The organism is Nitrospira sp. Nam80, assembly GCF_965152575.1.
This window is the reverse complement of the sequence record NZ_OZ224216.1, coordinates 3420812-3434935: the sequence shown is the minus strand read 5'-3', so window position 1 is coordinate 3434935 and position 14124 is coordinate 3420812. Positions and strand designations below refer to the sequence as shown.

The following is a 14124-nucleotide window of genomic DNA, read 5'->3' as shown; positions in this document are numbered from 1 at the left end:
ATTCTTGCCGTGCCGTTTATTGGGGCACACGAAAACTCCTCCAGGGAACCAAGCCCAGCAACGGCTTCACGAGGGGAAGTTCCCAGACAATGTGTCGTGGTGAGGTCAGCCGGATGGAACGGGGCTCGCGAAATGTCCCCAAGAGACTGAACGAGACCAGGAAGCGAAGGATCCCGGAGATGGCGAACAAGAACGGAAGGTTGGAGGCCGGGTGAACGGTGAGTCCCAATATGTGGAGTTGTGAAGGGATCACGGTAGCCAGCCAGCTGCCCGCCATTGCCCCAAGAAACCAGCCGCCTGCGTTCACCGCATTGGCCACCGCCACCCCTCGCGTCCGTTCCTCGGGCCGCACCGAATCAAAGACGTAATTTTGGAGACCCAACGACAGCCCCGCCCATGTCGCTCCTCCGACAAAATTCACCATGAGAAGGAATGGATAGGCATCGCTGATGAGATACAGCACCGGCAAGATCGGGACGCTGAAGCCGGTCAGGCGGAGAATGGTTTTGTTTCCGTAGGTGTCGCTCAATTGACCCCATGGCCTCAAGGTCAGGAATTGGGCCAGGATACCAGCCGCCATCCAACCGGCGTATTGGAGATAGGACAGATGCAGGTCCTGCAACATGTAAAAAACGAAGAACGGCCCCGCGATGAACACGGAAAAATGCATGAGGGATGAAAAGAGGAGAAACCGGCGAAGATCCGGTGTGGCGGCGCACAAAATGAAGTGACGGAAGCCGCCCGGCGCCTCCGGAATCGGGGCGGTGACGCCTTGTGCCGTGTTGAGTTGATAGCGGGTCGCCAACGCTCGCGCGCACGCGGCGACAGAAAAAACCACGATAAACCCGATCCATTGGAATCCCCATCGTTCAGCCGCATTGAGAATCGCGCCCGCCGCACCGAGCGCAAGGAAGCTGGTCAACGATGTCATCTGAAACCGGCGCGCAAAATAGGTTCCGCGGCTGTTGGCGTCGACGATTCCGATCAATAGACTGTTCCACGCCGGCACGGTCAGATTGCCGAGCGCGACGTACAGGACGACGCAGAGAATCAGCCACCAGGCTCCGTGAGCGGACAAGAACAATGGCAGGGACAACAGCGGAATCCAGCACAGGGCTTGGCCGATTCCCCCAAATGAGATCAATTGCCGGGTCCCGGAGAGATAGGGCAGGATCTTGACCGAGAGCAGCTGGAACAGGATGCCGATCAGCTGCGGGAGTGACGAAAGGATGGCGATTTGGAATGGAGATGCTTGGAGTAGCAGCGCGAAGGCGGAGAAATAATTCTCTCCGCCGCCTTGCGTCACTGCTTGAAACGCCGCGTCGCGAATACCGTATTGGCGGCTCTTGCTCCCGGCGTCGGCATTCGGTGACTGATCAAGTGCCGGCAGTGGAGAAGGGTGTTGGTCTGTCTGCGCTGCGTCTAAACGGCGGCTGTTCATCGCGCTGTGTGCCTCATTATATCAAACGGGTCTTCAAAGGCCAGAAATTGCCGCTTTGAACCCGATTGACCGCTTTTCAAACAGTCGGTACGATAAACGATAGCTGTGTACTGTAAAAAGCCCGAAGGTTCATGCATGAAGACTCGAATCCATAGATTGGAGTCATGGCGTGGCCGGTTGACGGTGACCGTCTGGGTGAGCCTTGTCGTTCTGATAGGATTCTTTGCATGGCACGGTTCGTTTCTGAGCGCCGCGAAGGACCTGATGGTTCCCAAAGAACAAGCGACCACTGAGTTCGAACCGACTGTCGCGCCCTCGCTGGATGAACAGAAAAGGGGGGTACCCCAATCCATATTTGTATGGATTAAGATGGCGAAGGGGTACGAAGTCGAATGGGACAGCTTTGGTCGTAAAGGCTGGTACACCCAGGACCCCAGGCTGAAGCCGATCGAGCCGGGGACGACACAGTTTACGGCCGATATCCCCGCTATCTATATTGTCTTTGAAGTGGCTCCTCTGGAGGATCCGGCACAATTCAGCGCTCAATGGTTCTTGATCGGGGAGGACGGGGCCTCGGCTGAGGCCCCGGTCGGCCGCGACACTCTGGAAGTTCCCGGCCACGAACGGTACGGATTTCTGGAGCTGAAAAAGCCGGAGGGCCGATGGTCTCCAGGAAACTATCTGGTCAAGATTTTTATTACTCCGCTGGGACAACAACCGTTTCATGCCGTCAATCAAGTCGGGACGATGCGATTCACTATCTCCGATTAGTTTCCCGCCTCCCTGTAATCTGCCGCCCCGAGCACTCTGCTCACCGTTGAAAATTCGTTACAGGATAGTTTATTTTTCTTCGCCCGCTCACGGAATCATGGTGGCACGGAGACGTGCCGTCGCACTCGGAGACCGCACATGAAAGAACAAGACCCGGACAAGCTCGCCCTGCTCTATGAGCGGTTCAGAGATGTCTGCCTGGTGGAAAAAGAAGTGTGGACTGAAATATATATGCCGCGCGACATCAAGCAGGGTGTCGCTGTCCGGACCAATGTGCAAGATCGCTATGAAGTGGTCATCGAAGATCCGGCCATCGAGGCGGCGCTTGAGGCTAATATCCCGTTAGGCAAACAGGCGCTCGCCACCGCAATTCAGGAATACCGCGCGCAAATCATATTTCTCAAGAAAACATGAACCCTTCGGCGAGCGGCGAAATGCCGCTCGCCTGATGAATCCCTTCTTTACAGCCGTTGCAAGGCCGCGATACGGTCCTCGATCGGCGGATGCGTGGCAAACAGGTGCATGAAACCCGAGGTCTTCCCGGAAATTTTCATGGTCGCCAGAGCATCCTGGGTCGAATATTCGACGTGAGCCCGGTTCACCCAACGGTCAATGGCCTGAAGGGCGGAAATCATCGACTCCCGGCCGTACACTTTGGCCGAAAAGGCATCAGCCGCAAATTCACGACGCCGCGAATGCCAACTGATGACGATCATGGCCAGAAAAGACAACACGACCTGGAGGACAATGTAGACGAAAAACCCGAGAATCGGGTTTCCGGCTTGGCCTTCCTCCTCGCGGCCCTGGGAGCTTCCGATGAGGTGATACACGAAGTTGCTGATGTAGTACACGAAGGTGTTCATCAAACCGGCCAACACGGTAGTCGTAAACATATCGCCATTGAACACATGGCCCATTTCGTGCGCCAACACGGCTTTCACTTCGGTTTCCTTGAGGTTATTCAAGAGACCGGTGGAGACAGCGACCATGGAGTTATTCTTACTGGGGCCGGTGGCAAAAGCGTTGGGATCCGGCGCTTCATAGACCCAAACTTCCGGCATCTGGATATGCAACCGCTGGGCGATTTCCTGAACTGCTCCGTAGATCACTTGCTCCGCATGGTTGCGGGGCTGGGTGATTTGATAGCAATCCAGCATGGCTCTGGCCGCCTGCTTCGAAAAAGCGAGACTGAGAAAAGCCCCGGCAAATCCGATCACCAGCGACCATACCAATAACTCTTGGCTGAATGCCCCCCGCACGTCGATGCCGAACGCGGGCAGCACGACATTGACGAGGATACTCGCCGTGATTGATAAGGTGATATAAATCAGGAAGTTGGCGATTAAAAACAGGCCAATACCCTTTAACCGCTTCATGCAAATCCTCCTCTATGATCCGTCACTGATTATTCTCGAGTCGTTCAACGGGACTACAGTATACAAACGCCTGATCTAAAATGCATCCGAGCAGGCGATGCGGCATGAACCGTTCATCGAGATAATACCACGTTGTGTGTTCGTCAAGGCGTGGCCGGTCCGCAGTCCGGGGTCGGTTGACCGACTCCCGGGGTTCTGTTAGAAGGGATTTTATTGCGATGGAAGAAGGGATATGAGGTTCATGGCTCCGCTGCTGATTTTGCTCATCGGGATTGCGACCTCTCTCCCCTCAATTGCCGGTGCCGCCGGCGAGCCGGGCTCCGAGCATATTGCGGTTGCCCCGATCGACTCCGATGGCGTGCAACGGCTGACGATGGTCCTCGACAGTTATTCGTACGATCCCAACCATGTCGTCGTGCAGGCCGGGCGTCCCGTTGAATTGATATTGAACAGCGTCACGACGATCACGCCGCATAACTTCGTTCTGAAAGACGGCGCGTCCGGCCTGTCTATCGACCGGGATGTCGGGGCGGGCAAACAGGTTGTTCTCCAATTCACTCCCATGCAGAAGGGGACCTTCTCATTTTATTGCGACAAGAAACTGCTGTTCTTTGCCAGCCATCGAGAGAAAGGGATGGAAGGCAAGCTGGAAGTCCGTTGAGAAAAGGCCCTCCCACGTCCACCAAATCCGCCAGGCAGGAACTGCTTCACGAGATCCTTAAACAGGTGTCGCGGTCGTTTTATCTCACCCTGAATGTGCTGCCGGGGAATGTGCGCGATCAAATGGGGCTGTCGTATCTCTTTGCGCGGGCGGCGGACACCATCGCGGACAGCGACCTGATTGATCGCGACCGGCGCGCGCAGTACCTCGCCGTCTTCCGGAGGCAGTTCGATGCCGACTCGATCGATGATGCGGTCACCGGCGCGCTCCAGGCGGAGCTGGTCCCGCTCCAACATGACTCTGCCGAACGAATTTTGCTCCAGCGACTGGGTGATTGCTTTGCCGTCTATCGAGAATTCTCGGAAGAGGATCGCCGGCGGATCCGAGGCCTCATGCAGATCCTGCCCAATGGAATGGCTATGGACCTTGCTCACTTCGCCGGCGGATCCGCCGCCACGCCGGCCGCCTTCGAGTCGATGAAAGAACTCGATGAGTACATCTATTACGTGGCGGGTTGCGTCGGTGAGTTCTGGACCAGAATGGTCTGTGCGCACCGACCGGCATTGTCCGGGTGGGATGTGGAGAAGATGTCCGCTGTCGGTGTGGGGTTTGGGAAAGGGCTTCAACTGACAAATATCCTGAAGGACCTCGCGCGCGATCTTCAGAGAGGCCGCTGTTATATACCCATGGCGTTGCTGCGGGATGCCGGACTCAGTCCCAGGGATCTTTTGTCGCCGGATAATTTGCCGCGTTTTCGGCCCATTCTGCTCCAACTGGTGCGGCTGGCCGTCGGATATCTCGATCAGGGTTGGACCTATACGATGGCGATTCCTCGACATGAAATTCGTCAACGGCTGGCCTGCATGTGGCCCGTTCTTCTCGCCGGTGAAACATTGAAACGAGTCGCGGCCTCTCACGACCTGCTGGACCCGTCCATCAATATCAAGGCTCCCCGCAGCGTTGTCTATCGCGTCATGGCAGTGACCATTCTGACAGGGGGCTGCGGGTATGCGGGATCAGCCTACTGGGGCCATGTGAGAAAGCAGATTGTCTGATGCACGGCCGTATAGAGCCTGCACACGGATCAAAACTTATGACGCACATGCTTCGCATCCGAATACATGAAGAAAGGACGAACTATGCCACCGGTGACCCAGGGTTTCGCCAAAATTGATTTGGTTTCGACGCAGACCGGCGGTGGATGGAACTTTGTACTCAAAGTCTGGAATCAGTCCTATGACAATCCGAATGCTGCTCGGCGCAATTCCTTGATTACCAAAGTGGAACTTATCAATCTGCCGAGTCCGCCTCCCTTGCTGACGCCGACCGGCCTGGTGGATCGCTCCGGCAATGATATTCGCACGCTCTGGCCGAATGGGAATTTGACGCAGCAAAGCGCAGGATTCCTGGGTTACAGCGAGCGGTCGGATTCGTCGGGGACTCTGTGGGCCATGCACGCGGGAATCTACGATGAGCGTTGCGCAGGCGACTCGACGGTTGATGGCCAGCGGCTTCGCACCCACAAGAATGTGACGCCGCCCGCGCTGGCCGTATATGAATATATCGTCGGGCCGGTAACCTTTTCCTTCTCGCTCAATCAGTTCACGCCACCGGCCACGGTGCGCATCGCATTCGGCTTCATCGGCGGACGTACCGGGACTATGAATCCGTATGAAGAGCAGGAAGTAATTTCACTATCATAATTTCTTTTGCGGCATCAGCACCTTGTCGCCCTTGCGATAGACGGCATAAATGGCGTTCGAGGGACAAGCGTCCAGGCATAAGCGGCAGGATTCTAGGCAGCGGGACGCATCGAACTTGAATGGTGGGGTGGAAAGCCAGGCACCGGTCGGACATATAGGAATACAGACCGCCTGGTGTGTGCAACGATCGGGATGGCGCACCAGGTGGTCGCGGATAACCATCATAGGTTTGACTCCTTCAAAAAGGCCTTGCGAGAAGATCTCGAACATGTTCTTAGACATACAGGCACTCTACAGGACGATCATGAAGATTGACAATCTCACCGAGACGGTTCCCCGCCGGCGCATTTTCATTATTCCCATTCTTGTACCAACTGCTTGATCCGGTCACGCAACTCGGGGATGTGTTCCAGATTGTTTTGTATGGCGCCGAGGATTTTTTCCAAACGCGCCGCGCGACTCGCTTCCCTGTCTTTGGCAAGCAGCCGATCATATTGCGCATAGGCTTCGCGATGAGCCTGTTCCACGTGTGGTCGGGCCGTATGGAGAGCCTCTCCGATTTCCCAGGGTTCGGGCGTTAAGGGCGGCGCGGGGAGGAAACATCCGTCCGTGAAGACCACGACAACGGCTCCTTCCCTTCCTCTCAAGGGATGAATGGCCTTGATGGTCTTGCCGGCGGTCGCCTCCCAACCGGCGAGGAGACCCGGAAATTGCTTCATGAAAGCCACTTTTTCCATATTGGTCTTCCATTTGTCTTCGGGCCTCATAATACTCCTCGCGATCGTCAAGGCAGCACGGGTTCTCGGATCATTGAGAGCAACGCCAGTCGCTCTTCGGCATGAATATGCGCCTGCTGTTCTGCGCCGATCTGCCGTGGCCGGCAAATATCTTAACCGAGCTTTTCCAGGTGAGTCGGGGGCGGATGGTCGGGCATGAGAAGGCGCTCGACGATTTCACCGTGTACGACATGGCGTTCGACGATTTCTGTGACGTCGGCTTCAGAGCCGACCCAATACCAGACTCCTTCGGGGTAGATGACAACGCTCGGTCCATATTCACAATGGTCTAAACAGCCGGCTTTGTTGGCGCGCACGATACCTTTCAAGCCCACTCGCTCCACTTCCTTCTTAAAGAAGGCGTGCAGGCGTTCCGATCCCTGGTTCGCGCAGCATCCGCGCGGATCCTCCTTCGGCCGTTGGTTGATACATACAAAAATATGCCGCTTGAAGCCTGTCATGACGCCTCCGGGGGTCGGGATGGAATCAAACTTGGAAATGTCCTTACGCAGCCGCGTGGAATCGTTCGATGAGCTGCCGGACATCTCCCGGTTTCAGCAGCGAGGAAGCATCCGGACGACCTTCGGCGATGGTGGCGATTTCCCGGAGGCGGAGCTGGGCCCGTTGCCGTTCCTCTGCTTCAGTGAAGGCGGACGCTTGCCCGGCAGACAATTTATCGAATTCCGCCAGAATGTCGCGGAAGTCACGCTGGAGATTTTTCAGCATCGAGCAGGGCTCGCAATACCATTTGGGGCTTTGATCCGTCGAAGGGGACAAACGATCGTACGGGCGGCCGAAGAAATCTTTTCCGAGAGAAAATTTCATCAACGGCTTCCCGCTCGTTCCGCAGCCGTTGCATGATCCTGCTGAATTCATGGCAAACTCCTCCACATGTCGCCAAACCGGGCGAAATCTTACCGCACCATTCTCGGAAATGTCCACCCGCGGCCATTCCTCATCAGGGGCCTGAAACAGCGTGTATAATGATGAATCGGTCGGTTTGTACTTCCAGCACGGAGGGGCGCATGGTCATTGGTGTTCCGAAGGAAATCAAAGATCACGAATACCGTGTGAGCATCACACCCGAGGGCGTGCGGACATTGCGAGACGCCGGCCATGAAGTGGTACTCGAACGGTCCGCCGGCCTCGGCAGCGGATTTTCCGATGAGGACTATCGATCCGCCGGAGCGCATCTCTCCGCCTCTCCGAGTGAAGTCTTCAAACAATCCGAACTGATCGTAAAGGTCAAAGAGCCGCAATTATCGGAATGCCGGTTCTTACGGCCAGGACAGTCCGTCTTTACGTATTTGCATCTGGCCTCATCATCGGATCTCACCAAGGCACTGCTCGACGCGCGGGTGACGGCCATTGCGTATGAGACCACTGCAGCCGGGGACGGGAGTCTCCCCATGTTGAGGCCGATGAGTCAAATTGCCGGACGGCTTGCCGTGCAGATCGGCGCTCGATATCTGGAGCGGACACAAGGAGGCCGGGGAGTGCTGTTGTCCGGTGTGCCGGGAGTTGAACCGGGCCATGTGGCAATATTGGGCGCGGGCGTCGTCGGAGAATCGGCGGCACGGATTGCCGTGGGGATGGGAGCCAATGTCGCGGTCATCGATCAGGACATTGAACGCCTGCGGCGCCTGGATGACGGCTATCGCGGGCGCATCATCACGCTGGCCGCCACAGAGGAGAATATCAGCCATGCTGTCTCCGCCGCCGATCTGGTCGTGGGCGCGGTGCTCGTGCCCGGCGCCAAGGCGCCAAAGTTACTGTCGAGACAGTTGGTGGCGGCGATGAAGCCCGGGTCGGTGTTCGTTGATGTGGCAGTCGACCAAGGAGGCTGCTCGGAGACAACCAGACCTACGACTCATTCCGACCCGGTGTACCTGGTCAATCATGTGTTGCACTATTGCGTGCCGAATATGCCGGGTATTGTCCCACGGACATCCACATTGGCCTTGACCAGCGCGACGTTACCCTTTATAGTCCGCCTGGCTTCGAGCGGCGTCATGCAAGCGATTCGTTCGGAACTGGGTCTTGCCAAAGGCGTCAATCTAACAGACGGCAAGGTGACACACCAGGGCGTGGCCGAAGCGCACGGCTTGCGTTTTGACCCTCTTCTGTAACAGACTACACCGGTTCTTCTGCCGATCATTTGTCGGGGCGTAGCGCAGCCCGGTAGCGCACCGCGTTCGGGACGCGGGAGTCGGAGGTTCAAATCCTCTCGCCCCGACCATAACGCACTTCGTGTTATCGCTTTATTGAATTGGTGCGGGCGGATAAATACCACCTGTAAGGTTGATCCTGCCTTGCTCGCCCCCGAGCGTACCCACCTTCGGTTGTCCCGGCAGCTCTACACGCGAACCTCCGGACCAGCCTGATGGTGCGCCGCAGGCTCATATTGTCGCGTAAACTTCTAAATCGCGTGACGAGGACCGTGAGGTATGAGAATATCCTGACCATATTGACTATACGCACGCTGATCGTTTTCTTTTCATGCTGAGTGATTCATCGAGATATGGCCGACCCCATCCGAGACGAATGCGTACGCGCCAGACTTCTCATTACCGGCTCTGTGCAGGGAGTCGGCTATCGCGCCTTCACACGCCGGGCTGCCTCCAGTCGAGGACTGGTCGGGGGCGTAAAAAATCTCGACAACGGCCACGTCGAAGTCGATGTCGAAGGAATGAAAAACTTCATTGAAGATATGATTAAGCAGCTCAAGATCGGCCCCCCAGGGGCGCGGGTCCAACAGATCCATATCGAGTGGTCTGTCGCTTCCGGCCGCTGGGCTGATTTCCAAATTTGGTATTGAGATTACGCTGATGACCCGGCGAGCGAGCGTACAAAACCATGATGACGATGATGTGACGAACCACTCGGCGGGGCGCCGGCACTCCGCCGAGGACCATGACGAAGAGGGGGGGGATTCCCAGAGCCAGGACAACCATCATGAGAACGGCGGTTCCGACCGTTCCGAAGGGCTTGATACCCTCAAAAGCTACCTGCGCGAAGTGCGGCGCTCCACGCTGCTGACCTTTAAACAGGAGCAACAACTTGGTAAGCGGGTCATGGCAGGCGATGAAGACGCTCGCCGGCAAATGATCGAAGCGAACCTGCGGCTGGTCATCAGTATCGGTAAACGGTACATGAACCGCGGCTTTCCATTCGCCGATATCGTCGAAGAGGGCAACCTGGGGCTGATTAAGGCCGTCGAAAAATTTAATTACAAGCGGGGGTTTCGGTTCAGCACGTATGCGTCCTGGTGGATCCGGCAGTTCATCGAGCGCGCGATCATCAATCAAGGCAAATTGGTACGCCTCCCGGTCCACGTGGTGGAACGGCTCAATCGGTATCTCGGCAAAGTGGAGCAGTTGGTGCATGAATTGGGACGTGAACCGAGTTCAGAAGAAGTGGCCGTTCGGATGAAGACCAGCGTGGAGGAAGTCGACGATCTCAAGCAGTTGGTGCGGACGACCTCATCGCTCGATAGCCCGATCAGCGACGGGCAGGACACCTTTCTCCGTGACATCATTGAAGATCCCCTGTGCCTCTCCCCGGCCGATACGGCGGAAGGGGTCCTGAGGCGGTCTGAAATGATGGCCTGGGTAAAGGAGTTGCCTGAGAAGGAACGAACTGTTATCCTTGCGCGATTCGGCCTCAATGGGGAAGAGTCGCGGACGCTCGAAGAGATCGGGCGGGAAATGGGATTGACGCGCGAACGTGTGCGGCAAATCGAAACCGCGGCCCTTGTCAGACTGCGAGGCATTATTGAGCGAAAGACAATGAAGCGGACCGATCTGCTCTAGCCGATCGGACTGCCGCGGCCGTCTTCATGGATTACAAAGCACTCATCCGCGAAGTCCCTGACTTTCCCAAACCCGGTATACTCTTTTACGATATCACCACCCTTCTCAAGGATGCCAAGGCCCTACGGGCGATCACCGATGAATTGACCGACCGGTATCTGACGATGGGAATTGCCAAGGTCGTCGGAATCGAATCGCGCGGGTTCATCGTTGGGGGCATCCTGGCCACGCGTCTCAGCGCCGGCTTTATTCCGGTCCGGAAGCCGGGCAAGCTACCGGCGGACATTTTCGAGGTTAAATACAACCTTGAGTATGGCTCCAACTCGCTTGCCATTCATCGTGACGCGATCGAAATGGGAGAAAAGGTTCTCATTGTGGACGACCTCCTGGCTACCGGTGGCACTGCGGCCGCCACGGTGCACCTTATTCGTCAGCTCGGCGGGGAGATTACCGCGCTGGATTTCCTTGTGGAGCTTACAAGCCTGCGTGGCCGCGATAGATTATCCGGGTACAACGTTCATTCAACGATCGTCTATCCCTGATCTTCTCTTCATTGCCTCCTGCCAGAGGGACTTGTCAAATGTCCCGTACCGTGATATAGAAGCCGAAATTTTCGCCTGGCCTCCTGACGAAAGGATCTCAAGATCCCATGGCGACCAAGGTTCAAGCTAAGAAGAAAACCGCAACAAAGGCTAAAATGGCTTCAAAAACAACGGGAAAAAACGACGAGACGGCCGGCGAGGAAGAGAAGGAAGTTTTCACGGGTAGAATCATGGCGCCGATCGGGGTCAAAGAATCTCCGAAAGAGCGCGAAGCACGCGAACGGCGTCGTGATGCGCTTCAGCAGATGTTGTTCAGCAAACGCCAAGAAATTCTGCGGGAAATCGAAGAGAGTCTGGGGCAAGCCTTGACGGAGGACCAGCAGCGTCGCCTGGAATCCGCTCGTGACGTCGGCGACCAAGCGCTGATGGATCTGGAGCGTGAGCTCGGCATCTCCCTCATGGAAATGCGGAATCGGCGAAGGCAATCAATTGATGAAGCCTTGGTGAGGCTGAACGAAGGCACCTACGGAATTTGTGCGGAATGTGGAGTGGAAATCAGCGAAAAGCGGCTGGAAGCGGTCCCTTTCGCCAAACTCTGTGTGGAATGCCAATCAAGGCAGGAATTGCTCGAGAAGATCGAAAGAGAAGAAGAACGAGACTGAGGTTTCTTTCAACCGGCCACGCCCTATCGGTTCGTAGCAGCCAGTCCAGTTACGAAGCGATTGCCATCGGGGCGGGTCTCCGCCCCTCTCCGCCGCCTCGGTTCTACATCTGGCCGGCTCGTCGACAGAAGCTCCCCCAATGAGTTCGGAATTGGATAAGGCGGTCATCCTGTTGAGCGGCGGACTGGATTCGGCCGTCACCGCGGCTATGGCTCGACAGGAAGGATTAGCGCTTTACTGCCTCACCGTGGCGTATGGCCAGCGCCATGCGGTGGAAATCAATCGCGCCCAGGCGGTGGCTTCGTTTCTGGGGGCGGAGGAACATCTCGTCATCGATGTTAACTTGCGCGCAATCGGCGGTTCGGCTCTGACCGGGCACATGGCGGTTCCCAAGGATCGAACGGCGGCGGCTCGTGCCGACAGCATCCCGATCACGTATGTGCCCGCACGTAATACGATATTTCTTTCCCTTGCGCTGGCCTATGCCGAGGCGCGCGAGGCTTCCTGGATATATTTCGGCGCGAATGTGCTTGATTACTCCGGCTATCCCGATTGCCGGCCGGAATTCATTCGCGCATTTGAGGCCATGGCGCGATTGGGAACGAGCACGGGAGTCGCGGGGAGGCCGATCCAGGTGCGGGCTCCGTTGCTCACCCTGTCCAAAGCGGACATCGTGCGGCACGGCGCCGAACTCCACGTTCCTTTCGAGCACACACATAGTTGTTACGACCCCGATCTGTCGGGCACGGCGTGCGGGCGCTGCGACAGCTGCATCATCCGCCGGGAAGGATTTCGCCAAGCGGGAGTTGTAGACCCCGTCCCCTATGCGGTACTCTGACATGCGGGCTAAGGGCTAAGACTCGGATGATAGTATGACGCGAGAAGAATTTTTCATGTACCTGACGATCGGATTGATCATCGCGGCCCCTGTGGTGGCCCGGCTCTATCGGCGTGCGACGATGAAGAAAACCACGCAGATGTTGCGCGATCAATTTGAAGGACATTCGAAAGACTCGTGAACGGCATGGTTGGTGTCCGGAACAGCCTGGCCCGCGCGATCCTTTGTTTTGTCGTCGTGATGTTCTGCGCTGCCTGCGAATCGCAAGCCGGAAAAGAGGAGGCTCCCTCTGCGGCCGGCGCAACACCGGTGGAATTTCAAGCCGGTGAAGCCAAGTTTGCCGCCCATTGCGCGGCCTGTCACGGCGCGCGGGCGGCCGGAACTTCCCAGGGGCCGCCGCTTGTCCATAAGATTTATGAACCGAATCATCATGCCGATATTGCCTTTCAGCGCGCGGCGCTCAACGGCGTTCGAGCCCATCACTGGGATTTTGGAAACATGCCGAAAATCGATGGGGTCTCTCCCAGTGACATTGATCAGATCATCAAGTATATCCGGTGGCTGCAGCGACAAGCTGGGATCTTTTAACTCCGTTCTCGAGCTCCGACAGGCATGCCGTCCGACCTGATTCGCGTTTGACATTTTTCGAGAATGGTTCGTAAGGTAATCGCAGGTGAACGGGAGTTTCCCTTACGAAGGAGGACGATAATGCGAAGCACATGGATGATGCCCCGGGCTTTCGCTGTGGCCCTGCTCTGTTCAGGGGCAGCCGGCTGTGTGGCAATCGAGGCCGGCCATGAGGGTGTGTTGGTAGAGCAGCCATTCTTCTTCGGTCACGGCGGCGTCGATCCTGTCCCTTCCAAGACGGGGCGAGTCGCGGTGGCGTTGACTACCAAGGTAATTGATGTCGATATCCGACCAATACAGTACTCTGAACATTTCGACATTATCTCGGCGGAAAATGCCCCGGTCTCCTTCGACGCTTTCCTCATCGCCAATGTGATCGAAGGCCGCTCGCCCGAGTTGATCAGTCGGTTTGGTCCGAATTGGTATCAAAACAACGTGAAGGAAGCGTTTCGGACGTTTGTTCGTGAGGAAGTCCAGAAGTATCCGCTGTTCCAGCTGACGACCGACCCGACGACGCGCACGAAGCTGCAGGAGGCGATCGGGCGTGAAATCCAGGCCAAATTGATCGAGAAACAGACTATTCCGGTTCGATTGAACCGAGTGGTGGTCGGAAGCATCTTGCCCCCCAAAGGAGTCGTCGAGCAGACTACTCAAACGATCATCCAGGAGCAGCGCAAGATTACGATGGTCGAATTCCAGAAGGCCGAAGAATCACGGGAGAAAGCCGAAAGACAGCGCGGCATCGCCGATCGCGCCTATCGCGAATCATTGGGATTGACGGCGCCCGAGTTCGTGGACTTGCGGCGGATCGAGGTCCAAAAGGAGATCGTTCAGCATTCCCCATCGGCGTTGACAGTAATCATGGGATTGGAGCGGTTTGGGATCAATCTACCTCCGCTCGCCACGGAGAGATAG

General features: G+C 56.6%; 20 protein-coding genes and 1 tRNA gene. 15 read left to right on the top strand and 6 right to left on the bottom strand.

All coding sequences use genetic code 11. The features are described 5' to 3' along the window. Nucleotides 1–16: 16 nt before the first annotated feature. On the bottom strand, nt 17–1441 hold the full coding sequence (locus tag ACWGXE_RS16205) for an MFS transporter (protein ID WP_447599010.1): 1425 nt from the start codon (nt 1439–1441) through the stop codon (nt 17–19). 135 nt (nt 1442–1576) lie between these two features. Between ACWGXE_RS16205 and ACWGXE_RS16200 the strand changes: the two genes are divergently transcribed. Both ACWGXE_RS16200 and ACWGXE_RS16195 read left to right on the top strand, forming a co-directional pair. After that, complete coding sequence (locus ACWGXE_RS16200) at nt 1577–2212, top strand: hypothetical protein (protein ID WP_447599008.1); 636 nt, start codon at nt 1577–1579, stop codon at nt 2210–2212. A gap of 138 nt (nt 2213–2350) precedes the next feature. Beyond that, nucleotides 2351–2626, top strand: coding sequence for a hypothetical protein (locus ACWGXE_RS16195; protein WP_447599007.1), 276 nt, complete (start codon nt 2351–2353; stop codon nt 2624–2626). A gap of 47 nt (nt 2627–2673) precedes the next feature. Here ACWGXE_RS16195 and htpX read toward each other — a convergent pair whose 3' ends face one another. Then, nucleotides 2674–3588 carry a protease HtpX gene (gene htpX / locus ACWGXE_RS16190; RefSeq protein WP_447599005.1) on the bottom strand — a complete coding sequence of 305 codons (915 nt, stop codon included), beginning with the start codon at nt 3586–3588 and terminating at the stop codon, nt 2674–2676. A 241-nt stretch (nt 3589–3829) separates the two neighbouring features. Here htpX and ACWGXE_RS16185 point away from each other — a divergent pair, with 241 nt between their 5' ends. The 3 genes from ACWGXE_RS16185 to ACWGXE_RS16175 all read left to right on the top strand — a co-directional run bounded on the left by ACWGXE_RS16185 (nt 3830) and on the right by ACWGXE_RS16175 (nt 5952). Continuing rightward, entirely contained in the window at nt 3830–4249 is a 420-nt protein-coding gene (locus tag ACWGXE_RS16185; protein WP_447599004.1) for a cupredoxin domain-containing protein, read from the top strand. Then, entirely contained in the window at nt 4246–5304 is a 1059-nt protein-coding gene (locus ACWGXE_RS16180; RefSeq protein WP_447599003.1) for a phytoene/squalene synthase family protein, read from the top strand. Before ACWGXE_RS16185 ends, ACWGXE_RS16180 begins: the two co-directional genes overlap by 4 nt. An 84-nt stretch (nt 5305–5388) precedes the next feature. Then, complete coding sequence (locus tag ACWGXE_RS16175) at nt 5389–5952, top strand: hypothetical protein (RefSeq protein WP_447599002.1); 564 nt, start codon at nt 5389–5391, stop codon at nt 5950–5952. Here ACWGXE_RS16175 and ACWGXE_RS16170 read toward each other — a convergent pair. From ACWGXE_RS16170 to ACWGXE_RS16155, 4 genes are all read right to left on the bottom strand, one after another. Continuing rightward, complete coding sequence (locus ACWGXE_RS16170; protein ID WP_447599001.1) at nt 5947–6234, bottom strand: ATP-binding protein; 288 nt, start codon at nt 6232–6234, stop codon at nt 5947–5949. The genes ACWGXE_RS16175 and ACWGXE_RS16170 overlap by 6 nt on opposite strands. Nucleotides 6235–6305: 71 nt before the next feature. Continuing rightward, on the bottom strand, nt 6306–6719 hold the full coding sequence (locus ACWGXE_RS16165; RefSeq protein ID WP_447598999.1) for a hypothetical protein: 414 nt from the start codon (nt 6717–6719) through the stop codon (nt 6306–6308). A 122-nt stretch (nt 6720–6841) separates the two neighbouring features. Beyond that, complete coding sequence (locus ACWGXE_RS16160) at nt 6842–7189, bottom strand: (2Fe-2S) ferredoxin domain-containing protein (RefSeq protein ID WP_447598998.1); 348 nt, start codon at nt 7187–7189, stop codon at nt 6842–6844. A 43-nt stretch (nt 7190–7232) separates the two neighbouring features. Next, nucleotides 7233–7604, bottom strand: coding sequence for a hypothetical protein (locus ACWGXE_RS16155; protein WP_447598997.1), 372 nt, complete (start codon nt 7602–7604; stop codon nt 7233–7235). Nucleotides 7605–7753: 149 nt separating this feature from the next. Here ACWGXE_RS16155 and ald point away from each other — a divergent pair, with 149 nt between their 5' ends. The 10 genes from ald to ACWGXE_RS16105 all read left to right on the top strand — a co-directional run bounded on the left by ald (nt 7754) and on the right by ACWGXE_RS16105 (nt 14124). After that, nucleotides 7754–8857, top strand: a complete 1104-nt coding sequence (gene ald, locus ACWGXE_RS16150; RefSeq protein WP_447598995.1) for an alanine dehydrogenase — start codon at nt 7754–7756, stop codon at nt 8855–8857. 33 nt (nt 8858–8890) lie between these two features. Continuing rightward, nucleotides 8891–8967: transfer RNA gene (locus ACWGXE_RS16145), tRNA-Pro, on the top strand. A gap of 282 nt (nt 8968–9249) precedes the next feature. After that, the gene (locus tag ACWGXE_RS16140) at nt 9250–9546 is read left to right on the top strand and encodes an acylphosphatase (protein WP_447598994.1); all 297 of its coding nucleotides are present in this window, start codon (nt 9250–9252) and stop codon (nt 9544–9546) included. Nucleotides 9547–9556: 10 nt separating this feature from the next. After that, on the top strand, nt 9557–10540 hold the full coding sequence (locus ACWGXE_RS16135) for a sigma-70 family RNA polymerase sigma factor (protein ID WP_447598993.1): 984 nt from the start codon (nt 9557–9559) through the stop codon (nt 10538–10540). 26 nt (nt 10541–10566) lie between these two features. Next, nucleotides 10567–11082 (top strand): adenine phosphoribosyltransferase, encoded by a 516-nt coding sequence (locus ACWGXE_RS16130; protein ID WP_447598992.1) that lies wholly within the window; start codon nt 10567–10569, stop codon nt 11080–11082. Nucleotides 11083–11189: 107 nt separating this feature from the next. Continuing rightward, nucleotides 11190–11744, top strand: a complete 555-nt coding sequence (locus ACWGXE_RS16125; RefSeq protein WP_447598991.1) for a TraR/DksA family transcriptional regulator — start codon at nt 11190–11192, stop codon at nt 11742–11744. Between the two features lie 139 nt (nt 11745–11883). Then, nucleotides 11884–12582 (top strand): 7-cyano-7-deazaguanine synthase QueC, encoded by a 699-nt coding sequence (queC, locus tag ACWGXE_RS16120; protein ID WP_447598990.1) that lies wholly within the window; start codon nt 11884–11886, stop codon nt 12580–12582. Nucleotides 12583–12616: 34 nt separating this feature from the next. After that, a complete protein-coding gene (locus ACWGXE_RS16115) occupies nt 12617–12763 on the top strand; it encodes a hypothetical protein (RefSeq protein ID WP_447598988.1) in 147 nt (48 codons plus the stop codon). Between the two features lie 5 nt (nt 12764–12768). Further along, entirely contained in the window at nt 12769–13170 is a 402-nt protein-coding gene (locus ACWGXE_RS16110) for a c-type cytochrome (RefSeq protein ID WP_447603762.1), read from the top strand. Nucleotides 13171–13290: 120 nt separating this feature from the next. Beyond that, complete coding sequence (locus ACWGXE_RS16105; RefSeq protein WP_447598987.1) at nt 13291–14124, top strand: SPFH domain-containing protein; 834 nt, start codon at nt 13291–13293, stop codon at nt 14122–14124.